The organism is Enterococcus hulanensis (genome assembly GCF_005405485.1).
Classification (GTDB): Bacteria; Bacillota; Bacilli; order Lactobacillales; family Enterococcaceae; genus Enterococcus_A; species Enterococcus_A hulanensis.
The window spans coordinates 43,773-67,678 of the sequence record NZ_BJED01000001.1 but is presented as its reverse complement, the minus strand read 5'-3'; the positions used below and the strand labels follow the sequence as shown (position 1 = coordinate 67,678).

The 23,906-nt window shown below is 39.5% G+C and carries 22 protein-coding genes; all 22 read right to left on the bottom strand.

The annotated features are described in order from the left end of the window. Positions 1-3: 3 nt before the first annotated feature. On the bottom strand, positions 4-2,382 hold the full coding sequence (locus tag FFR60_RS00280; protein WP_137662504.1) for a glycyl radical protein: 2,379 nt from the start codon (positions 2,380-2,382) through the stop codon (positions 4-6). 131 nt (positions 2,383-2,513) lie between these two features. Then, positions 2,514-3,407, bottom strand: a complete 894-nt coding sequence (locus tag FFR60_RS00275) for an AraC family transcriptional regulator (RefSeq protein WP_137662503.1) — start codon at positions 3,405-3,407, stop codon at positions 2,514-2,516. A 94-nt stretch (positions 3,408-3,501) separates the two neighbouring features. After that, positions 3,502-4,863, bottom strand: a complete 1,362-nt coding sequence (locus FFR60_RS00270) for an MFS transporter (protein ID WP_137662502.1) — start codon at positions 4,861-4,863, stop codon at positions 3,502-3,504. A 108-nt stretch (positions 4,864-4,971) separates the two neighbouring features. Further along, entirely contained in the window at positions 4,972-6,561 is a 1,590-nt protein-coding gene (locus FFR60_RS00265; protein WP_137662501.1) for an alpha-L-rhamnosidase-related protein, read from the bottom strand. 26 nt (positions 6,562-6,587) lie between these two features. Next, positions 6,588-7,916: an MFS transporter gene (locus FFR60_RS00260; RefSeq protein WP_137662500.1), complete on the bottom strand. Its 1,329-nt coding sequence runs from the start codon at positions 7,914-7,916 to the stop codon at positions 6,588-6,590. Positions 7,917-8,064: 148 nt separating this feature from the next. Beyond that, complete coding sequence (locus tag FFR60_RS00255) at positions 8,065-9,048, bottom strand: AraC family transcriptional regulator (RefSeq protein WP_137662499.1); 984 nt, start codon at positions 9,046-9,048, stop codon at positions 8,065-8,067. A gap of 293 nt (positions 9,049-9,341) precedes the next feature. Then, the gene (gene xylB, locus FFR60_RS00250) at positions 9,342-10,814 is read right to left on the bottom strand and encodes a xylulokinase (RefSeq protein ID WP_249354916.1); all 1,473 of its coding nucleotides are present in this window, start codon (positions 10,812-10,814) and stop codon (positions 9,342-9,344) included. Between the two features lie 8 nt (positions 10,815-10,822). Beyond that, on the bottom strand, positions 10,823-11,785 hold the full coding sequence (locus tag FFR60_RS00245) for an aldose epimerase family protein (protein WP_171004834.1): 963 nt from the start codon (positions 11,783-11,785) through the stop codon (positions 10,823-10,825). Between the two features lie 54 nt (positions 11,786-11,839). Next, positions 11,840-12,355 (bottom strand): D-lyxose/D-mannose family sugar isomerase, encoded by a 516-nt coding sequence (locus tag FFR60_RS00240; RefSeq protein WP_137662497.1) that lies wholly within the window; start codon positions 12,353-12,355, stop codon positions 11,840-11,842. A gap of 16 nt (positions 12,356-12,371) precedes the next feature. Beyond that, positions 12,372-13,469: a PTS fructose transporter subunit IIC gene (locus FFR60_RS00235; protein WP_137662496.1), complete on the bottom strand. Its 1,098-nt coding sequence runs from the start codon at positions 13,467-13,469 to the stop codon at positions 12,372-12,374. A gap of 10 nt (positions 13,470-13,479) precedes the next feature. Next, complete coding sequence (locus FFR60_RS00230; RefSeq protein WP_137662495.1) at positions 13,480-13,788, bottom strand: PTS fructose transporter subunit IIB; 309 nt, start codon at positions 13,786-13,788, stop codon at positions 13,480-13,482. A gap of 20 nt (positions 13,789-13,808) precedes the next feature. Continuing rightward, positions 13,809-14,675 (bottom strand): ketose-bisphosphate aldolase, encoded by an 867-nt coding sequence (locus FFR60_RS00225; RefSeq protein ID WP_137662494.1) that lies wholly within the window; start codon positions 14,673-14,675, stop codon positions 13,809-13,811. A gap of 26 nt (positions 14,676-14,701) precedes the next feature. Further along, entirely contained in the window at positions 14,702-15,166 is a 465-nt protein-coding gene (locus FFR60_RS00220) for a PTS sugar transporter subunit IIA (RefSeq protein WP_137662493.1), read from the bottom strand. Continuing rightward, on the bottom strand, positions 15,154-16,638 hold the full coding sequence (locus FFR60_RS00215) for a BglG family transcription antiterminator (RefSeq protein ID WP_137662492.1): 1,485 nt from the start codon (positions 16,636-16,638) through the stop codon (positions 15,154-15,156). The genes FFR60_RS00220 and FFR60_RS00215 overlap by 13 nt, the downstream gene beginning before the upstream one ends. A 492-nt stretch (positions 16,639-17,130) precedes the next feature. Continuing rightward, positions 17,131-17,841, bottom strand: coding sequence for a B3/B4 domain-containing protein (locus FFR60_RS00210; protein ID WP_137662491.1), 711 nt, complete (start codon positions 17,839-17,841; stop codon positions 17,131-17,133). A gap of 4 nt (positions 17,842-17,845) precedes the next feature. Next, entirely contained in the window at positions 17,846-18,316 is a 471-nt protein-coding gene (locus FFR60_RS00205) for a MarR family winged helix-turn-helix transcriptional regulator (protein ID WP_137662490.1), read from the bottom strand. Between the two features lie 99 nt (positions 18,317-18,415). Continuing rightward, positions 18,416-19,846, bottom strand: a complete 1,431-nt coding sequence (locus FFR60_RS00200; protein WP_137662489.1) for a helix-turn-helix domain-containing protein — start codon at positions 19,844-19,846, stop codon at positions 18,416-18,418. Then, positions 19,839-20,429, bottom strand: a complete 591-nt coding sequence (locus FFR60_RS00195) for a hypothetical protein (RefSeq protein ID WP_137662488.1) — start codon at positions 20,427-20,429, stop codon at positions 19,839-19,841. Before FFR60_RS00195 ends, FFR60_RS00200 begins: the two co-directional genes overlap by 8 nt. 20 nt (positions 20,430-20,449) lie before the next feature. Next, positions 20,450-21,211 carry a class A sortase gene (locus tag FFR60_RS00190; RefSeq protein WP_137662487.1) on the bottom strand — a complete coding sequence of 254 codons (762 nt, stop codon included), beginning with the start codon at positions 21,209-21,211 and terminating at the stop codon, positions 20,450-20,452. Next, entirely contained in the window at positions 21,189-22,274 is a 1,086-nt protein-coding gene (locus FFR60_RS00185; protein WP_137662486.1) for a WxLIP family cell surface protein, read from the bottom strand. Before FFR60_RS00185 ends, FFR60_RS00190 begins: the two co-directional genes overlap by 23 nt. 66 nt (positions 22,275-22,340) lie before the next feature. Beyond that, on the bottom strand, positions 22,341-23,078 hold the full coding sequence (locus tag FFR60_RS00180; RefSeq protein WP_137662485.1) for a WxL domain-containing protein: 738 nt from the start codon (positions 23,076-23,078) through the stop codon (positions 22,341-22,343). Between the two features lie 24 nt (positions 23,079-23,102). Then, positions 23,103-23,882: a WxL domain-containing protein gene (locus FFR60_RS00175; RefSeq protein WP_088935820.1), complete on the bottom strand. Its 780-nt coding sequence runs from the start codon at positions 23,880-23,882 to the stop codon at positions 23,103-23,105. Between the last annotated feature and the right edge of the window lie 24 nt (positions 23,883-23,906).

Here is a 23,906-nt window from a genome sequence, read left to right as displayed (position 1 = left end):
AAATCAACCTGTGACAAAGCCTTTTTGCGGAGTTCTGCCAATAATTTCGTCTTGCACATCCTTGCCTAGTTCAACAAAATAAGCGGTGTACCCGGCAACTCGAACCAATAATCCTTTATAAGCTTCAGGTTGTGCTTGGGCTTTTAGCAAAACTTCGCGATCAATTACGTTGAACTGCACATGGAACAAGCCTAAAGAACAAACCGATTTTAATAGGGCCATCATTTGAGCGATCCCTGCTTCGTCTTTCAATAAATCCGGCTCTACTTTCATGTTCAAGAGTGTTCCTTGAACAAACCGATCATGTGGAATGTGAGATACGGACTTGATGACTGAACTCGGTCCATTCGTATCGGTTCCGCCGCTAGGACTCACGCCATCAGCTAATGGCGTCCAAGCTTTTCTGCCAGAGGGAAGTGCCCCAACCACTAGACCAAACGGTGTATTCCCTGATACCGGCAAAATACCCGGTGTCATTTTTCCAAATTTACTTTGATAGTTTTCAATTTCATCCGCAATGAAAGTAAATATCTCATTGGCGATATCATCGACTGCTTCATCATCATTGCCATATTTGGGCGCTCGTTCACACAGTTCTTTGATTTCATCATAGCCAACAAAATCGGATGCTAATGCTCGGGTTAGTTCGTCCATGGTTACTAAATGATGATCATAGACCAACGACTTTACTGCTGCCAAACTATTGATCAGATCGGCCACACCAATCATAATAATACCGTTACCGACATTGTATTTTGCGCCGCCTTGCGAATAGTCCAAACATTTTTCGATACATTTTCGGTGGGTAAGGGAAAGCGCCGGCACTGGTCGATTCATACAGATTTCATCAATAACATGACTCCCCATCACGCATGCTCTGATTGCATAAACCAACTGTTCCTTAACAGCACCTTCAAATGCTTGATAGTTTCGAAATTCCTTAGGATCTCCTGTTTCAACTGATACTTTGCGACCAGATTTACGATTAACTCCATTAGTAAAAACAAACTCACACATACTGCCTAAATTGATATCAGCTAAAGCTGTATATTGCTTTGTTCGTCCCTCAAGATTCGTTTCCACACAACCACAAGGGTTCCAATCAAACGCTTCTTTTAACGGAACACCTTTATTCATTAGCATCCGAATCCCAATGTCATCATTATGAAATGCAGGAAAACCTGTTCCTAATTTAATTAATTCTACGACTTTGCGCAAAAACTTATTCGGATTTTTGGCTAGACTGTAGCGTACGGATAATGATGGCTGATATAATTGAACATCCATTGTTGCTTGAATAATTTGATACGACAAATCATTGACTGCGTCCTTTCCCGAAGTATCGACTCCCCCAACACAAATATTTTGAAACATTGGATAACCTGCCGCAAATTCCGCAGTTTCAGCGTCTTGGAATAAACAGGATTCACTAAATTTTACCCATAGACAATCCAGCAACTCCTGAGCCTGTTCTCCAGTCAATTCTCCTTGAGCAATGTCCTTCTTATAAAAGGGATAAAGATACTGATCCATCCTGCCGGGATTATAGCTGGCCGCATTCTGTTCCATAAAAATTGAAATTTGATAAAAAAATAGCGATTGCAGTGCCTCACGAAAATTTCGAGCAGGATATTTAGGCACACGTTCACAGGTTTCCGCAATTGTCTCCAATTCATGTTTTCTAATTGGATCTTTTTCTTTGAGAGCCAATTTGGCGGCTTCCTTAGCATAGCGACAAGCTAATATCTCAATTCCGTCGATCGTGATCAGCAATGATTGCAAATAGACGTCTTTTTCATAATCGCCCGGTCTAGTCAGATCAAGTTTTTCTTTTTGTGTGCAGATATTTTTGCGAATCCCTTCTAAACCTTCATTAATGACTTGTTTATACCCAGCCGTTACCTCTCCAAATCCACGGACCGCTTTTCGATTGATATAAATGACACCTGTATCTCGCAAATCCTTTGTTTCTTCAGGAATTTGCTCTAGCCATGCTTCAAAAGTCGAACGCCCCTTCCAGTAAGGTTTGATTTCATCAAGAAAGATTTGTTTGTCCTCTGAAGTTAAATAGAATGGATCATACTTCCGTTCACTGATCGTTTCTAGTTCATCATCTAGTATCGACCAGCATGTATCAGCACAAATGATTCCGCCTCGAAGCTTGCTGCCTGCACAACCGACGATCAACTCGTCATCATAGATTCTGACTGTTTTTTCCATACACTGTGCTTTGAATGCTTTCGCTTTTTGAATAACTAGCGGCTGACCAGCTGTAACTTGAAACGATTTAGTCAAAATACGCGCATTTTCCAAGTCAACTTCAGGGCGTGTATTAGTGACAGTTTCTTTCATGCGCTGAATTCTTTTTAGATACTCTTTCATTAATATGACCTCCAAACTTATTGTGATAGGTTTAACATACGCTATTTACAAATGAAATTGTTTCGATATCTAACCAAAAAATCGACATATCTTGTCAAAATGAAAAACTTGCTGAATCAGCAAGTTTTTACTTAACTATGAGATTTACGGTACTTAAGCGGTGTTAAACCAATCCTTTTTTTAAAGGCGCGAATAAAACTAGAAGTATCGTTGAAGCCTGTTTTGATTGCAATATTATCGATTGTTTGATCCGACTGAAGCAGCAGAGCAGACGCTTCAGAAATTCGATATTGAATCAAATATTCATAAGGTGAATAATCCGTATATTGTTTAAAACATCGATTGCATTCTGAAACAGAAATGTGCGCGGCTTCAGCAATATCTTCGATACTCAATTCTTCGGTGAAGTGATTTTTTACATAATCAACTAGCAATTGAATTCTTTCTTGCTTCTTTTTTAGTAAGTTGATATTCGCTTTTTGCTTTACCTCAGCATTCGACAAAATCAAATACCAAATTTGACACAATAATGAGGAAATTTTATATTGCCAAGCAAAATCTGTTTTGCTTGAGTAAATGGCTTCTATTTCAAACAACTTCTTCAACACTTGTTCTTTCCAAGCTACCTCTGGTTCAAAAATGATAACAGGCAATAGATAATCATTTACATATGGAACCACATATTCCTGTTCCATTAGACTCCCTAAAAAGAAAGACAACAACTTAGTACTGAAATTGATACTAAAGTAGCGACCAGTTTCATTCATCTGTTTAGTGATATGCAGATACTGTGAATTAATAAAGATCGCTTCACCTTCTTTAAGCAGATAGCTTTGACCATTAATCTGAATAGTCAAATCGCCCTGGATCGCTACCGTATATTGAATCTCCTCATGCCAATGAAGATTATCAAATCCGCGACCTAGCGGAGTCATCGAGTATTTTTTTACATAATAGATTTCAAAAGGAAACGACGTATTTTCATATTTGTTTTTCTCATACAAATCTGCTTTTTTAACCATCATTCTTCGCCTTTCCATGGAGAGCTTTTCTTTAATTATAACGATGTTTAGCAAGATTAATACAAGTTATTTAACAAATTTTCAATTCGATCCCTACTCATTCTTTTCTTTCTTCTAACTCAGCTTTGATCTTCGGATAAATCTTATCTAAATTGTAAAACTGCATCGTGATAATTGAGCATATAATCAAAATCATTGGAACATATAGATACATGGCTTGAATCGCGAAAAGTGCTTTTCCATTTTGAATCGCCTCACCTGGCTGGTACATTCCCCAAGCAAGTAAAGCGCCAGCTAATCCGCCAGAGATTGCCTGCGCGACTTTTCCTAAAAATCCATTGATGGCTGAAAGTGAACCAGAGACATTGACCCCAGTCTTCCATTCGCCATAATCAACCGGATCTGCCTGCATCGAAAAATAGATGCTTTCCTTTATTCCGTAGCCGATCGCTGAAATAAATGCACCAAACAAAATACCGGATACTGCCTTATCAGCGAACATAATGATTACCAATCCTAGTAATTGAATACTGGAAGACAACGTATAGAGATTTCTCTTCCCGATTTTTTTGGCTAAGATCGGGACGAAAAAGTTTGCGAACATTGGAACGATCGACATAATAGTTGCGACAGTGATCGAGAGTGCTTTATTTCCAACAACAACTGTAAAATAATAAACCAACGCGCTTGATTGAATGAAGAAGCTGGTCCACATAAAGAGAATATTAACAGCAAAGATCAACCAAGGTTTATTTTGCTTTAAAGAGTGAAAGACCGTTTTCAGCGAAAGACTTTTTGATCCTTGGGCCGGCAATTCTCGCACGCTAAAGAAGGTGAAGAAGAATAAAAGACAGCCGACGATCCCAAAAATTCCCATAACAATCTTAAAGCCAACTCTTTCATTACCATTTCCGAGAAACGCCACTAAAGTCAACGCTGTCGAGCTTACGATCGTTGCTCCTAAAAAGGCAAAGAATTTACGCGACGTCGATAGTGCGGTTCTTTCCTCCGTATCATTCGTAAGACTAGGCAAGATCGAAGCCATCGGAACATTTACTAAAGTATAGGCCAATGATAAACCGAAATACGTCACATAGGCATACGCTAACTTTCCTGAAGCTGAAAAATCAGGCACATTGAAGCAAAGAAATGCAAAAAGAGCAAATGGAATCGCGCCGAAAAGAAAATATGGGCGTGATTTCCCCCATCGTGTATTGGTGTGATCAATCAAATAGCCTACCAGCAAATCCGTAATACCATCCACAAACCTAGTAACAACGAACATCAAACTAATGGATGCAGCATTCAGATGCATAATATCGGTATAAAAGTACAAAAGATACAGCGAGATCATTTGCCAAATCAGATTGCAGGCCAAATCCGACACGCCATAACCAATCCGCTGCTGCCACTTCATTAGCCGCTTTCTTTTCAATTGATTCGTTTGTGTAGTTTCCATAATAATACTCCTTTTTATAACCATGACATTTCTTACAAACGACGTGTTAGCAGATGGCTCGAATACTAGCTGCTTTTTCGAGCCATCTTTATCCAAAGACAACTGTCTTTACTTGTTTACCAACAAATATTTCCCAATCAAATAGGCCGGTGTACAGCTCCAAGCATGACAATAGCTGTTGAGGATCGGGCTGCCATAGGGGGAGAACTCTAGATCTTCTGGTTTAAAGGCTTCCCAAAAAGTGTCTGCTCCAAGCTCGATCATTTTTCCCCAATAGTCTTTCATCAACTTAATCGCTTCTTCTGAGCAATCGGCAATAAACAGTGCCTCTACCACATGGTGATACATATAAGGTGTCGCGATTCCTTTTATAGGAAAATGATTCTTCATCATTTCTCGCATGATGCGTTTATTTGTTCTCTTATCAAAGACTTCCGCCAAGACCATCCAAACCTGACTTGCGACATTCACTTCATTCGTTCCTTCGATAATGAACTGTTTTTGTTCAGTATCAAATAAGGCTTGTTTGGAAAAATCGACCATCTGATTTAATAGTTTTTGATAGTGTGCTTTTTCCGATTCGTTGTAGGCTTCTGCTATTTTTAAAAATCTTTTCAAGGTATAGATCATGATGGCCTGTCCAGCCGTTGATTTTTTGAAATCATTGGACCAATCGACAAAGACCGGCCAATCTTCTGTTAAAACTAATCGGCCTTGACTATCCACTTGCTCAAGCGCTAAATCGACAGCTTTTTTGGCGATGGGATACAGATTTTCTAAGGCATCATAATCTTTTGTGTGCTCAACATAATCATATAGCGAGGTCACGAAAAAGAGACTGTAGTCAAATAAGAACGTGTCATCCGGTGTCAGCTCTGGCTCTGTGAACACATTCGCTGGGATTTTCCCATCATTTGTACGCATGCCGCCAAAAAGATATAAGCAGCGCTTAGCCAAAAACAAATCATTGAAGGTGTAATAATTTGCTAAAGCCTGCAAACGCAGATCCCCCAGCCATAATCGGCGATCTCGTTTTGGGCCATCTTCAAAAACAGTCTGCATACAATCCAGCAGCGTCTTTACAGAAACATTGTAGATTGCTTTCAGTTCCTCATCTTCAATAGTGACAGCTGGCAATTGATCCATTGAAACCGAACTTTTAGCGACAAACAACGGATTACTGAGGCTTGCTTTCCACTTAGGCGAAGTATCGATCACCGTCAACTCCACATAACGGCAACTATAACGCCTAGGTAATTTCAATGTTGCAGGCAATACATCTAGGTGGACATATTCCTCTTGAATCCATGATCGCGATAGCCAACCGTCATAATCCGCTGAATCGGCATACAATTCTGAGGGCACCTCCGCAAATTTCAATCGTAAATATAGCGGTGCATCCATCGGTGACCCGACCGAAGCGATATCAACACTAAATTGCCCGACATAGTGATCCCCTAAATCTAAAATCAACGACTCATCTCTGCCAAGTGAGTAATCATTTAATGACAAAATATTCTTTTTGCTTTCGCGTAATTCAAAGTCATTTACTCGCTGATCTTCAGGAATCCGCTCCACGATCCGAATTGGTCGAACTTCTGTTTCAAGCAATGCAGGAATATTCGCCTCTGCTCTTTCTAATAAATTTTTATCATAATCCCAAACCACATCATTATTAATTTGAAAGGTAAAAGCCATGCTCATTCTCCTCACTAACTCTCTTTTTATTGCACTGTGACATCGGTATCTTGAATAGCCTCGACGTTATGATTCTCAGACGTTCCATATTTTTTCTGCAATCTCATCATGACGATCCCAGCGATGGTCGCTAACAGGACGATTCCTGCAAATCCAATCATTGATGATTGGATGCGATCCGGCATCACCAAGTAAGGAGTAACAAAAGCAAAAAGTCCGCAGCATAATCGTGAAAAACCATTGATGAAGCCTTGAAGCGATGCTCTAGTTTCAGCAGGAAATGATTCTTGGGTCCACACTTTATAAATCGCTTCACCAGCTAATGGATTACCGAAATTATAAAAAGCAATCGTAATAGCTAAAGCGATAAAGCCAGCTCCGCCGCCGATTAATGCCATGCCTACCATCGCCGCAAATTGTACGAAAGCACCGATGAAGAAAGCCTTGTTGCGGAATTTCCCACCAGAAATCGATGCGAAAATAATTGTAGTAGCTAAAGAAACAATGTTTAGCACGATTCCCAATCCAGTAGCTTGGGTTTGAGTTGCGCCAGCATTTGTTAACGCATAGGTCTGGAATTGACCCCATGTATTTGCCAATAAATTCCAACACACATAAAAAGTAATAATGGCTAAGAAGAACCCTAAATATTTATTTTTGTTCTGACCAAAAAGCACGGTTTTAAAGGATACCTCTTGGCCTTGTTCAGTAATCGTCTTGTTAGCCGCTTGGCGGGCATAGCCTTCTTCATGGAAGATTTTGAACTTCGCTGAAAGTGTCCGCCATAGCCAAGTCACTACTGCAAAGCCGAATAAAATAGCAAAAACGATCCGCGCCCCCAGAACACCTTCGATCCCAGAAAGTAAGAAGGAACAGATATAAGAAATAAAAACACCGATTTGCCAAAAGATTTGTGTTGAAGAAACCAGCTTAGCCGATGTCGTTTCATCCGGTGCATCATGGGAAACCACAGTCAAACTAATTGGTAAATCTGCTCCAGATGACGCTCCCATAACGATCACTCCTGCTAACAGCATCAAGAAACTATTTGAAAAAATACAGATCGCCGCACCAACCGCATAGAAAAGATTTAGCCAATTAAACGATCGAATCAAGCCGAATCCATTACTGATATTTCCTGCAAACATCGAGCCAAAGGCAATCGCAAAAGTCAAACCACCTGAAAGAATCCCAACTTGTCCAGTCGTTAATTCCAACCCCTTTTGCCAAACAGGAATCGTCGCAGACAAGCCGACGATACAGCCTGAGCCCAGCATAGAACCTATTCCAGCCGCAGTCGCCAAAGGTGAATACCTTTTCACTAATGAATTTGTTGAATCATTTTTTTTACTCACAATCACACACTCCATTTCATCTTTCTAATCAGCTGATCAACTTACGAGCTAATTGTAAGCGTATTACACATTTCCAACTATGGTCTATGACCAGATGTTTTTTATCCAAACTACAGAAAAAGACTTTCCTTCAAAAAAGGAAAGTCTTTTAAATTTCATTTTTAATTATCTGTATTTTCACTTGCTTCGGCGTCTTTTCGGTGAATCTAGCAAACAATTTGTACAGTGAAGGCAATGAATAGAAACCAACTTCATAGGCGATATCTTCGATACTTTTATCCGTTTCCTTCATCAGCTCCAAGGCCGTCTGATATTTGGCAGAATTGATCAAATCCTGAAAGGTCCTGCCAGTTTCCTTTTTCAATTTATTTCCCATATAGTTTGGATTATAGCCAAACTCATCGGCTAAGTCTTTCAAACTAAGGTGTCTAAAATGAACATCGATATACTTTAAGATATTGATGATTTCTTCATCTTTTTTCTGGTAATTGTCCAAGCTCTCCTCTTCGATCATCCGCGTTAATTCGATCAATAAGAGAGACAGCAATAGGTTGGCCGCGCGCATAAAATACCTTTTCTTTTGAAAATATTCCAAGATCAGATTATGAATGATCTCCTGAACCTCATCATTCTTCCCACAATGAAAGTGAATAAAAGCATCATGTGCGCCAGATTTATTTGAAGCATTCATTAGAAATTCGTTGACTAATCCCGTCGATTTGACCATATTGATGATGATATCCGTTGTGATTGATTCATCCTTCAGCAAAATATTGATCAATAAATCATTTTGACCTAATGGATCAATTCGTTGAACGATATCCTTATCTAGCAAAATGATTTCACCTTCATTCAACACCACCTTTTTCTCATTAACATACTGTGTGCAGCTTCCAGACAGCATATAGTTGAACTCCACAAATTCATGCGTGTGCTTGGGCATTTCTGAATACCGATGATGTTTATTAATGAAAATGTTGCCCTCTTTAAAAAAGCTGCTGCTTGGCATTTTAGGAATCTCAACTTCTTCAAAAGGCAGATGCTGATCATTGACATTATAGCCCTTTGTACGTTGGATCTTTTCGATTTCATTTTCTTGCAACAGTAAATCCTTTAGTTCCTCTAGTTTCATTTGAGTTCCTCCAAAATTGCGTCAGACACTAACTGTTCCACCTTAAAAGCAACTAAATCTTTGAAGTGAATTGATACGCTGCTTGTCCTTATAAACTGTCTCTATTCATAAGGGTTTTCTCACTAATAATAGAATTTATTTTGTCTCTATTATCTCAAAAACGATTTTAAATCATAGTCTTCACGATAAAATTTCTCAAAAATAATTCATTTAGCTACTCAAGAATAGAAAAAAGCAAATAAGCTTGAGTACACTTATTTGCTTACTATTTGATTGATTTTAGTTTTAAAGATTTAATGATTAGTCAATTGCTGTCTAGAAAATTGAATAAACCGCTGGTAAGGTATTTCGTATTTTTTGCCCTCTTTTGTTGGAATGTAAGTATGCTTAACATAATTAGTATCTATCCAGCTTTCGATTATTTCTTCATCCTGCATTCCTGACACCGCACATAATAGTGCGCCGTATGCCGGTCCTTCATCAAAGGCCAGTATTTCGATTTTCGCTTGAAATATATCTGCGAACATTTGTAACCAAAATGGGTTTTTGGTGACTCCGCCTGTCATACGAAAAGTCTTGATTCGACTAGTTTGCCCGTACCCCATATTTTCGTATACATTTTTTAGTGAAAAGGCAATTCCTTCCATGATTGCTCGAACAATATCTTCCTTTTTATGATGCGCTCGTAAACCAATCAACGAACCAGTCATATTAGTATCAAAATAGGGACTTCGTTCACCAAAAAGATATGGCAAAAAGGTAATTCCATGACTTCCGATCATACTTTCTTCAGCGGTTTTCGTGAAATTTTCAAATGATTCTGTTGGCGAGAGGATTTTTTTGAACCAATCCAGAGAATAACCTGCCGAAAGAGTCACTCCCATTTTATAATGAACGTTTTCTATTACAGAATTAAAATAATGATATTTACCTAAATTTTTAGGTTCTTCCGCATCTGTGTAAGCTAAAACTACACCCGATGTTCCTACTGAAATCAGTCCTTGAGCTTGGCGATCAGAAATCGTTGCAAAAGCGCCACAAGCATTATCCGCCCCTCCCAATACGAAACTGACAGTTCCGGTCAACCCATATTCTTCTTTCAGCTCGTCTTTCATCTCACCAATAATAGCTGTCGAAGCTTTTATTTCAGGACATTTATCTAGCGGAATAGAAAGTTTGTTTAAAAGTGCTTCATCCCAGCAGTGGTTCTGAATATCAACCATAATAGTCCCAGCTCCATCGGAAAGTTCAGTATAAGCATTACCGGTTAATGAATAAACTAAATAATCCTTTGGTAGCATGAATTTCCATGTTTGCTCCCACAAATCGGGCTCATTTTTCTGAATCCATCTTATTTTTGGCAAAGTGAACCCTTCTAATGGAATGTTCTTTTCTATTTCCAATAAATGATCACCTACTAGCTGTTTCAGCTCCTTCACTTCTTCAGTTGTTCGCCCATCATTCCATAAAATTGCCGGACGTAGAACCTCACCATACGAATCTAACAATATCAAAGTGTGCATTTGCCCAGAAAATCCAATGGTCAAAGGCGACTTTTTTATCTCTGGAAACTGTTGGATAATCTCTGTCAGCGCAAGCTCAAAGGCACTCAACCAGTCCTTAGGATTTTGTTCACTATAGCCATTTTGTGTCGAAGTAATCGAAAATGAGCTACTGCTGCTCCCAAGCAGCTTACCTTTTTCATCGCCTAAAATGATTTTTAATGAACTCGTACCCAGATCGACACCTAAAAAATAGTTCATCATCCTTCCTCCTATCCAATTTCATAAATTGTCACCGCTGAATAATCAGTTGCTAAAATATCTTCTTCAGTTTGAACATAATTGGGGGTACGCTGCATCTCAAAAGTTATTCCGCCAAATTTTTCAACCTGATACCCACGATCCGTTTTAACCTTGTCGGATATTTTATTTAAGGTATATACAACACAAGCTTCTTGATCAGAGTAAACGGTTAGCTTATTCTTTTCTTGCGGATCGGTCAAGACAATTCTCGGTTTAGTCGTATCGTTTTCAGTAAAGCGATAGGCTAAATCGATCCCATCTGCACAAATTTTTGAAAGCTCTGTTTGTAACTCTAGTGCTTGACCAATCGGTTTTTCTTGTTCAAAACCAAATGGCGCATAGATAGGTTCATGCATTGCAGAATACTTCGTCGTTGGAATAAACTGTTCATCGATCAACTGAATCTCAGCCGCAGCCATCTGTAAATGGTGGTCCTTAATCGTTAATTGCTCGTTCAAATTGAAATAACTATGATTAGTTACATTACACACTGTTGGAACCAGCGATGTACCTTTGGCTTTGATTGAAAAACGATTTTTTTCTAGACTGTAGATTAGCTCTATGTTCATTGGGTCGTACAAAGAATGACTGTCAAAATAGGATAGTTTACAGCTGGTTTGATCCGATATTTCTACTTGCCATTCAACTTGATGAAACCCATTTTTTCCGCCATGAAGATGGACTCTGCCTTCATTTGTATCCAACATGATTTTCTTACCAGAATAATCCCGATAAAAAGACGGAAAGGTTCTGCCAGCATTTCGTCCAATCGTTGCTCCAAAAAAGTATGGATTAGATAAATAATCAGTATCCTTTTCATAAGCCAATACATAGTTTTGTCCTGTTTTTTTATTGATCATTTTAGTTAGTATGCCGCCAAAGCTTAGAAATTCCACCAGTACTTGCGCGTTTTCCAATTTAAATTTTTCCATCATTATCCTTTCAAAAACAGACTAGGGCATCGCGCACCTAGTCTGAATCAACCATTATTTTATCACTCGCTGAATCTCTGGATTCGTAAAAATATCACTCGCATCATCACTCGGTGACGAAAATTCAGAAATCACTGCACCTTCTGATCCAGCCTGAAACCAATGCTTAGTATTTGGTTCAATTGTGTACTGTTCTCCAGCATGCAATACAACTTCATGCATCACTGTATAGTATTTCTCCTGACCTTTTGGCAATGTGCTGTGAACAGAAGGAGTCTTTTCACCTTCGACATAAAGATAGACTGTTCCTTTTCGACAACGAAATGTTTCTCTTTTTCCTTCCTCTCCATTGCGTGGCGGATGAAGGTGTTCAGGACAAGTCTGTCCCGGTAATAGTACCATTTCCTTTGCACAGTACCGGTCATTATTTTCATAGACAATTAAGTTGAGTCCTTCTATCTCTATTCTATCCAAACCGAAATCAGCATAATCTATCCCTGCTATTTCTTCTTTAGTAAATGCAATACCAGAATCCTGAAACATTTTGACTACACGTTTGTGATAATCCATGTTTACTTTCCTCTCTTTATGAAATTTTCAAATCATCCCAAGATACATCTTCTTCCTCTTTTTCCTCAGCAATAACTTCGGCATTCGGGTCAACTCGTTTTTTCAACAATAGAATCGTAATCGCTGTTGCTAGGGAGCCGATAAGTAAGGCTGCCACAAATGCCCAAGGGCGAGTCATTGTAGGAATTGCAAACATCCCAGAAGCTGGGATATGGCTATCTGCACCCCAAAGCATACTCAACCCGCCACCGATCGCACCACCTACCCCTGTCGCAATAACGTTTCGCACCAGGTCGTTCAGTACAATAGGGAAACAGCCTTCTGTAATCTGACAAATCCCCATTGGAAAAGCGGTTTTCAACGTTTCAATTTCTTGTTTATTGAAAATGTTTTTCTTAATCAGTTTGCCGATAAAATAAGCCATTGTTAAGCCAAACGGCGTTGTCATGGAAACCAAGATCAAAACGGTAATCGGTTCATAGATTCCTTCTGAAAAGAGAGCAAAGACAAAAGCGAAGACCACTTTATTGATCGCTCCGCCGTAATCAATCGAAGCAAGTACACCAATAATTGCTCCGTATAGAAACAGCGACGAAGTATTCAAGTTCCCAAGATATGCTGTGATTAAATCTGTGAACCAAATAATTGGTGTGCCAACGACATAATACATTACCATCCCAGCGATAAACGAACTTAAAAACGGCAAAACCAACGTGGGTAGCAAGCCCTCCATCCATTTAGGAACCTTAATAATCGCCATTAACAAGACAACGATATAACCTGCAACATAGCCGCCCACGACGCCACCTAAAAAGCCAGTACCTATACCATGTGCGACAAATCCTACGATCAAACCAGGCGCAATCCCCGGTTTATCAGCGATTGAATACGCGATTGCTGTTGATACGATCATAGGCAGGAAACCTAAACCATAACCACCCATCGTAGTCATGGTATCAGCAAAGCTAAATCCATCGCGAAAATTCTCAATCGACGCGCCACCCATCATGTTTCCGATCGCTAACAAAAACCCCGAAGCAACAATAATTGGCAAGAAAAAAGAAATGGCCGTCATTAAATGTTTTTTGAATCCAATCTGTTTCACCTTTTCCATTTTTTTCCTCCTATGCTTTAACCTCTTCCAACTTCTCAACTAATTTATTTGGCGATTTAACAACTAATCCAGTCGGTACTTCAACGATTTTTTTATTTTTAAAGCGATCTCGGCCATTTACCTTGATATCTGCTGCAATGATAACTACATCCGCTTCATCAATCTGTTGTTGAGTCAAGCCATCTTGTGTTCCTGCTAATCCTTGAGTTTCGATGTGAATGTCGTGACCGCGATCAATACCTGCTTGAATCAGCTTTTCCTTGGCAATATAGGTGTGGGCAATGCCGGCAGTACATGCTGCAATTCCAACAATTTTCATTTACCATCTCTCCTTTTGTTCTAATAATATTTCACCTTATCATTTGATTTGAATAGGTGAATCTTTTCTAATGCGACTTGCTTAGTTTCTTCCATGCATTCCGGGAATAAAACATTGGGTTCGCGGATTTCATTATTTCCTGCATTTAATACCTCGCGTAATTTGTTGGCGAAAACAATTTTGATATCGCTAGAAATATTGATTTTGTTCACACCCATCGTTACTGCCTTGCTGATTTCGTTATCTGGATTGCTTGATCCGCCGTGAAGAACGAGTGGAATATCTGTCAAAGCTTCGATTTCTTCTAAGATATCTAAACGCAATTTTGGATCAACATCTTTCGGATAAATACCATGCGCAGTGCCAATGGCAACGGCTAAACTATCTACGCCAGTTTGTTCGATAAAATCTTGTGCGACTTTAGGATCAGTATAAATAATTTCACTCACACCGCCTTCAACAGTATTTCCAGTATCACCGATCGTTCCCAGCTCCGCTTCGACGGACACACCTGCAGCATGAGCAGCTTCTACTACTTTCTTAGAAACAGCGATATTGTCTTCAAATGATAAATGAGACGCATCGATCATCACTGATGTAAATCCGATACTAATAGCGTGGATGACTTGCTCAAAGCTAGCACCGTGATCCAAATGGATACAAACCGGAATCTTCGAATGGTTGGCAAGATACGTTACCTGTGCAACAAAGCTGTCAGTCAAAAAACTTAACTCATCTGGATGAATCGCGATCATCACTGGTGATTGTGCTTCTTCGCAAGCCTCCATCACCGCATTTAATAGTTGACCTGAACCTGCATTGAAAGCTGGTACCGCAAACCCTTGTTCCTTTGCAATACTTAAAATTTCTTTACCTGTTACTAACATTTGATCTTCTCCTTTATAATGGCTTTTTATTGAAATTCTGTAATCAATTTATACAACGCATCGGCTGACTCAACATTCTTGACTGCTTCGATAAATGTATTGTTTGCCAGTAATATCGCGACTTGCTGCAAGAGCAAAACGTGAGTGGTGTTTACGTCAGAATCTTTGACCGCAAACATAATAACAACCTTTACCCCCTCTCCATCTAAGGTTTCCCACTCAATCTCTTGTTCCAACACTGCGATTGCGACTGTTGTCTCTAAAACAGCTGTTGATTTTCCATGGGGAATGGCCACACCTTGACCAATGCCCGTTTCACCTTCCTCCTCTCGTAAATACACATCTTTGATAAACTCAGAAGTTGAGTTGATAAAACCTTTTTCTTGTAACAACTCCCCCAACTCATTGATGACCTCTGCTTTAGTTGTTGCCACTGATCTAACCTTCAGCAATTCTTCATGGATCACCTTATTTAATTCTATTTTTTCCATTGCTCTATCTCCTTCATTGTGTGGTTTATATTTTGGATGTCCTTGTCAATTAACAGCGGACTGATTAACAATATAGGGATATTCTCAATTTCCATGGGTACTCGAATCGTTGAAAAAATCAGATCCACGTTCTCCTTTATAAAATCAAGATTCTTTTTAACCTGCCTTTGGCTCATTGTCGCGATAATATTCATCGTTGGAAAATTTTGTTGGATTCGAACTTTAAGCAGCTCGGAAGTTCCTACTCCAGTTGAACAAATGAGAAGGATATTTTTATCTTCTTGACGATGAATCTTATATTTTTCAAAATAGAGCGTTAGATACCCGATTTCGGCATCATTCATCTTCGTATCAAACATCAACTCCTGATTGATCTCTTCCGCTAATGTCTTTACCTTCAAAAAAGTCGATCGATATTCTAAAAGCAGTTCATCTAACAAATTATTTTCCACCCTGATACCTGAACGAAGGCGACTAAGCATTGGCAAAATATGCTGATACAAATCCTCATATAGCGATCGGCTCTCTGGTAAAAGGGTCACATCCGAAATCATAAAATAGTCGGTAATAAATTTTTTTGTGATCTCCTCTGCTAGTTTTTTATCAACATTGCTGCTTTCTCGTTTTTGGCTATTGATGGAATAAATATTTTGAAAAACAAAATAGATTTCCAAGGAATCCATTTGAATCGAAAGATAGTTTTCTATGTTTCGAATAATTTTAGTTGCGACTTCTAGCAATTGTGGATTTGACTCCATTAGTAATCGTTCTTCTTTTTCCAGCGGTTCTTGATTTCCTAAGTAATGTACCTCGCCCTCCCGGTAACGCTTCATGACCATATAAATGTGTGTGTAAATCGTAATATCGTAAGGATAATTAATATATTCATTGAGCATTTCTTCGATCAATACGATCTGTTGATCGATAAAATACTTATCAATTGCATTTATTGTTATACCGATCTCACTTAGGCTGTTGAGTTTGTTCATCTCTAAAAAAAGATGGTTAATAGCTTTTCGAATCGTTACTTCTTTTCCGCTAAGCCATAGATACTCACGATCATAATGAAGTTGAATAGCATATTTATTTATAATCTCAGCGATTTTTTTCAACCGACGTTCAATGGAACTGTCGCTCAGATAGTCGGTGTTCATCACTGTACGCTTGACCTTGTTGGGATATTTAAACAGTAAAGCAAGTGCAACTTCGTTCAACGTATTTTCCTCAGCAAACTCGACCATCGAGTGCACGTCACTGTTGCGAAACCTTGAACTTAACCTGTACCCTTTTCCATGCTCTGAGATTATTAGAGGCACCTTTTTTTCCTCAATGAACAGTTCATTGTTTTTTTTGATCATTCGATAAACTGTCTTGGTCGAGACATACAATGTTTCAGCAAGATACTTCGCCGACACATATTCGTCGAAATTCAAAATATTGATCATCATATTTTCATTCGAACTAAAAATCATTTCCCCCACCTCTTGTCTATATTCTATCTTCTATGAAGGCGTTTTCTTCATCATTGTCTGTCTACATAATGTGGACAAAAATTGATTGGGCTAAAATACCATCGCTATCACCTACTTTTTAAAATTGAAAAATAGTAAAAAAATACCAACAATCTTTCATAATAAAGATAGTTGGTATTTCATTAGTATAACAAAGATTCCATAACTCACCGATCCTTTGAATCATCACAAATCAAACAAAAAAATCCCTTTATTTTAGTCAAGGATGACTCATCCAAAACTAATAAAAAAGGACTCCTGTATAAATAAGTGTTACTCAAAAATTCATTTCAGAATTAGATTTCTTCAATAAAACCTAGTTAGTTTTCAAAAGAAGTCAGCGATTTTAAACTAATCTGGAGTATCGTTAAAACAGATTTCTTGAAAGGCCACTAAATATAATCGCATACTATCAAGAAAGATCTCAAATACGGATATAAACTTTGTTTCACTTTAAAACACTACCCGTGATTGCTCCTTCATCACCACATACTCCATCCCTTCGACTCCAAAATACTCAGTAAATCGTTTCTTTAACTCCTGCATCGCTTGGTCAGCACGTTGGGCTTGCTGGGCATTGACTGATTCCATAAAGAAAATGACATCTTTCGTTGTTTCTGTCAGCATCGTTCGTTGCGCTTCCCTCCAGTTCAGGCAGCGACAAATGGCTCCTTCATCATCGTAATAAATGATCTCACCAGGCAAGGCTGGCGCATCGGCATCAGCGCCTAATGGTAAGAAGGCTTCTCCGCCGACAGCTTGACCTAAACGAATATCTCCAGCTACCTTTTGCAAGTCCTCGCCCCCACATGGCACTGCAAATTCCAATGAAATACTATTATAAATGTCTACCAGCGGGTTGATTGGGGAAAACTCACGATCTTGACTAACCCTTTTTAACAACGCTTCGATTGAAGAACGGGCACCCTTTTTTGTTTTGAATTGGCTAAAAGCGCCGCGCCAATCTGCAATTACCGGATTTTGGCTGAAGGTTTCTTCCGGCAGAAATCCCTTCGCAGCTTCTTTTCCTTGCGCTAATAGATCAATCAAATAGGGATCGGTTTCCTGTGTTTGGTTATCTTTAATGCCTTTTACGATCAATAGGTTAATTTGTGCCTCGGGAAAAATTTCCCAGAATGAAGGTTCTGCGATAAATGTTGTCATATGATTACTCCTTTGTTTGTTTTAAATAAGGCCTCTTATTGCCCTTTTTGACGGATAGCCATTCTTCATCGATATTAGCGGTCAGGGTTTTCAAGGTTTTAGTAAATGCCTCTACTTCCTGTGCGGATAAATTTTGCAGCGCGATTTGATTCGAATATTCGTTTTCCAATTGGATAATTGGAGCGAGCTCTGCTCCTTCGGCGGTAACAAATAGACGACGGATTTTTTTGTTTTTCGAATCAGGCTTCTTTTCAATAAAGCCTTTCTCCTCCAGCTTTTTAATGGCTCGAGCCGCAGTGGTTCGATCAACTTTGATCATCTCGGCTAATTTATCTGGAATGATGCCGGGATTCTCGAAAATCCGGGTCAGATACAGGTATTGTCCTTTGGAAAGCTGATACTCTTTAAATTCAATATTGGCGATAGAATCCAAGGCTCTGGCGATCTTGCCAATCTCTCTAAGAACATCGGTCATTTTAATCCTCCTTATCCAAGTCATGCTTATCATAATTTATTTTTGTTGCAAATGCAACAAATTATTCAGCAACAAAAAAAGCATAGAATGAAACAGCTTCTACACTTTCTTCGTTTTTTCGTTTCTTTTTTGAATGATTTTTTGTCCGAGATTTGCCCAATCTAACGGGCGCGGAGGTGATAACCAAACGACGCAGTCAATATTGTAAGCAATCCCTATATCTCTTGAGTCAGTCAATAAAATATCGGCGGTTGCAATATCGGTAATGATTCTAGCTCCGACTAAATGGAAAAAGTTTAGATTTTCCGTAATGAATTGGTTGTATAAATTACCTAAGGAAAAATCAACATAGACATTGATCACCTCAACGAGTGTATCTTTTGAAAAGGAATCTAAAATCAAAAATAAGTATTGGAAAAGGACCTGCTTCTTCTTACAAAATAATTCTGGTTCGCTTTGTTGCAGCCCGGATATATACACACGACAAAATTCTAAGACAGCAGGATAATTTTGCTGGAAATAGATGATATTAATTTCCGGTTGAATGGTTTCGCTTGCTTGACTTGTTTCCAAAAATTGAAAATGCAAAAAATTGCTTTGCTCCAAGAACTGCTCGTGCTTTTCAGGCATCTCCATTAATTTGGGAAAAGACTCGATCAGCTTCGTCAATAAATTTTGGCTCCAGTTCAGGATCTGCTTGTTTTGACGCAGCTTCAATTTTTTCCCCAGCTCTTCTGACCGAGAATAATAGAAACTCAAGAAAGCGCAGACTTCTGCTTCCCGCGCCTCAGCAGGAACACGAACAAAGAAACTATCCGTTAATTCTTCTTTAATGTCTTCCACTGATAGGACATTTTTATGATCCTCTTCGACAAATTTTTGTTGGCGAATTCTTAGATCGGTTACGTATAAATAGTGCTCTAAAGCCGTTTTTTGATGAACGGTCAGCTTCGTGTCCTTCAATTTCATTTGCTTAGCCTGAACAAAGCTCCTTGTTTGATCAAAAATTTGGAAATTGCATTTATAGATACGAGAAAACAGCTCCGTCAAGAATAAGCGAACATTCTTTTCACTTTCACCAATGAGGCGAAATTTTTTATCGATCGAAAGCTCATAGGCTGCAAGGTATTTATTTAACAGCTTGTAATTATTGTAGGCGATCGGATAACTAAGCAGTGTCTTTTCTGAGAAATCATTCAGTGATTTGAACTTGCCTAAAACAGCTCCTAGTAAAATATTAAAGCCGGTTGATTCTGCTACATAGTTTTCTAGAAGGGTTTCTGAGCTGGCCGTTCCGGTGATCTCCAGCTGCACAAAGGGTTCCTCTAAAAACACATGGATCTCCTGGGTCAACCCATATTTTTCCAGATCCTGGATTAATTGTTCAATGGTACTTTTAAGCACAAAATTTGATATCGCCAAATGATCCATGATTTCTTTTTTGGATAGCGCAAAATAGGAGCTGCGTTCTAATTGCTTTAAAAGCTGGTATTTCCGCCATTCTTCTTTTGCTAGTAAATTTTCAAGCAAAGTGTTCACTCACCCTTGATGTTAAATTTCCATTGGATTTACCGTACAAGACAACACCTGACAGCAGATAAGCACTTTGAGCAATATCCGCAAAGTCATTGGGCGCACCGCCCGATCCGCCGCCACTATCAGGAGGAAGGATGGTTGTATTCTGCGAAAAAAAGAATTCATCGTCTAACATCAGAACTTGGTTCTTAGGATGTTCCTTGAACTTTGGCAGATAGGGATTTGGGATTGAGAAATCATTGTCTTTGTCCGCTTGCTTCAAGCCATTTTTAGGCAGCAAGTTGGCTGGCTGCCCTTCACTTTGAGCAGGATCATTTTGAGTATCGTCCTCTTCCTTGTTTTGCATGGTCACTTCGGATTTAGATTCTTCTGAAGAATTCGAGTCAGCTGATTGTGTAGTTGAGTCATTTTCCACTAAATAATCACTCATATCGTGCTCTTCATTAGGTATTGGAGTAATCGTATTCTGCGGGTCCAGCGGGTCATAGATGGCCGTGCTTGCAAAAACATCTTCTGAATATAAAAAGATCGATGCTCCAATGGCGACCAACAATGAACGGGTCCATTTTTTCTTCATCCCATCACTCCTTTTGTAATTTACTTGCTGATCTTAGTAATGAGTCTTATTCCGATTAACAAACTGACCAGAAACAGAAGCACTACACCGATACAGTAGATCAGATTTTTTTGCTGATTTCTTTTCTGGATCAGCTGCTTCTGCTGCAATAGTTTTTGCCTGCTTTTCTTCGTTGGTTGCTGAACTAATTCTCCTTTAACCACAAACCGCTGTTCGGTATGGGTTGGTTTGTCACAGGTGATTAGTGTGATTTCCGCTTTGTTTCTGTTTTCCAACACCTCTAGCTCGGTTTGTTGGATGAGCTTGGTTTGACTAACTTTATATTGATAAAATTGATTTTGATATTCCAAATAAATCGGATCGCCAACTGCAGCATTCAGCAACTTGCCAAACAGCAGATTGTTTTGTCCTAAATGATGTCCGATCACAACGATATTTTGCTTTTCCGCTTTTCGTTCTGGAAAAAGCATCCCTGCGCCAACCAAAAGCTGCTCATTCGTCACACCTGAAAAAAGCGGCAGGCTGATCTCGACTTTGGGAATAATAATCTGACCGGTTGAATAAAAAGTTTGCTTATTTTCAAAACCTAATACATCTGTCAAATCGGGCGGCTGAACCGCTTCTAAAGGAACATTTTCCGAAACATCCCCCGTTTCGATTGGTTTGATCGAAACGGTTTGGGTTCGATAAATAATTAATACTTGTTTCATAAACGGCAGAAACAACAGCGTGATTGCCACACAATAAATCAAAATGAGGCTAAACCGGATCTTTTTTGTCATTTTTCTTCTTACGCCAAACGATGAATAGGATGATCACCACTAATAACAGAACCCCGATCAGGATATACAGCCATGTGTAATCTTTTTTGATTGTGACATCTGAATCGTTCAATTTCTTCGCTACCTCGGCCTTAATCTCGAAATCCTTTTCCAATGACCAATGGTATTGGTAGCTCTCTTCCTTTGAACTGCCCTTTGCTTGGAATTGATAGCTTCCCGCTGGATCTTGTTGACCGTAGGCTTCGATTTTCATCGTGTATTTCCCAGCCTTTAGGCGATCCCCTTTTAACGGAACAGATAGATTGAAGTTAGAATTCGGCGCCATCTGCATGTCAGACTGCTCATCTGTATAAAGTGCTTCAGTGCTGCCCTTTTTAGTGATCGTCGTTTTAGTCGCTAATTGATTCAAATAAGTCGCGTTGGGATTTTGCAGATTCCCTTGGATGACATTGCGGGCATTGCGCTGATTTGGACTCACGTTTTGCAGCTTCAAGTCTGGAGCGCCATTATCAGTTGTTTGGCGCATCAACAGGGCTACGACATAGGAATATTCGTTTTTGATCGCTAGACCCTTGTCATTTTTATCCGAAGAAGCGCTTGTTTTGTCGGTTGGTTTTTCTTTAAAGGTGATACCGCCAGCAATCACACCAGCAAATTTTTCATTCGGCATATGTATTTTTACTTTGTATTCGGCCGCAGATTGCGGTTTTAAGGTGATTTCTTCTGGTGCCTCGACATAATTTTTTATATCGTATTTTAGTGTTTTATCCGCTTTAATCGCATTTTTGCTGTACTCGACTACACCGTTGCCATTGGTTGTCGCACTATTGATTTGAGCCTCTACGACTACTTCTTTATCGGTATCATTTCGCAGATCGACGGTCAATGTCTCCTCTTGATTTGGGGCCAGTAGTAAATCAAAGTACGTTTTTTGCTTGTCGATTTGGTTCTCTGACGGCTTAGGTGTTACCGCAAAATTGAATTCCGAAGCAAAACTTGGTGTCGTCATCATTAAACTACTAAAAACAGTTGCCGCCAGTATCGCCATTTTTCTAAATTTCATCGTCTCGTTATCCTCTCAGTGAAAGAAAGGGATGTTTCCAGCATCCCTTTTTTTCCTTCTTATTAATTAGTTTCCTGGTGTGTCGCTAAGTACCCAAGTAAATGTTGTTGAATATTTTTTAGCATATTTCGTAGTTGAACCTGGCACGCTTAATTCAATACTGTCAGCCGCTGTCGCCGCATCGGTACCCCAATCAAGCAAGTAAGTCCCAGAGCCTTGTCCATCTTTAGCTGCCATAACATCCTTCAAATCACCTGATGGATCTGCCACGATTGTTGCTTGTCCAGTTGGTTTTTCTGAGTCAGAAGCCGTCACGACATTTCCGTTTTTGAAGGTAATCTCAGCACCAGTTAATTCATCAGCATCCGCTGTTTGGAACTGACTGTTTTGTTTCATTTGTAAGGTCCAGCCTTTTTCTGTTCCGCGATTATCTGTTACTTGGACAAAGTTCGGTCCCGTCTTCTCTACACCATCTTTATCGATGTATTTTTGGGCCTTTGCTTTATAGACTTCATCTTTAGACGTGATTTTTTGTGTACCAAAGTCTAAACTTGACGCGTAATCGATCGATAATGGTCCTGATGTCCCTGGTTTTGGACCCGTTGGATCAGTTGGATCGACTGGATCAACCGGATTGGTTGGGTCAACGGGATCGACCGGATTCGTCGGATCAGTATTTGGTGTAAAGGTAATCACACCATTTGAATCATAATCGCCGCCGTCTGCCGCAAATGTTGTTGTTGTACCTAATGTTACTCCTGCTAAAATAGCTGCTGCTAAAAATAAAGAACCAAATTTTTTCATGTTAAGTAATCCCCCTAATTTATATTAATTTCCTGGTACGTCAGACAAGCTCCATGTCAATGATGTGCTGTATTTCACAGCATCCTTAGGTGTGCTGCCGGGCACTGACAAGGTAACTGCTTTCGTCACTTCAGCATCGACTTCGTTTCCGTCTTTATCCGTTTCTTTGACTGTTTCAACTGTTCCCCAACGATCTGAATAGGTTCCAGCCCCTTGATCAACTTTCGCCGACATTACTAAGCTTTCGGTTCCTGCAGGATCTAATTCAATCGTTGCAGCGGCTGTTGGAAATACTGCGGTTGAGTTGCTGTTAACTGTTGGGCTGACAAGTTTTACTTCTGAGCCTGTCAAAGTATCATTCAAAGTACCTGTTGCCTTGAATTGACCATTTTGTTTAACCTTCAATGTCCAACCTGCGTTATTCCCGCGGTTGTCCGAAACTTGAACATAGTTTGGTGTTGCCGCGCGGCCGTCTTTGAACTGCTGCGCTCTTGCATAGTAAACTTCGTCTTTATTCGTGATTTTATTTACCCCAAAGTCTAATGAAGAGGCATAGTCGATGGATAACGGTCCATCTGTTCCTGGGTTTGGTCCAGTAGGATCGGTTGGATCGACTGGCTCCACTGGATTTGTTGGGTCAGGATCGGTCGGATCAACGGGTTGAGTCGGGTCCGTATTGGGAATGAACTCCACCACGCCGTTTGAATCATAATCTACAGATGCTGCATGTGAAGTCAGTGCTCCAACGGTTGATAGCGACAGTGCTGCTAAAGTGGCAACTGTCATAAGTCTTACTTTTTTCATAATTTCTCTCCTCACAATAATGTT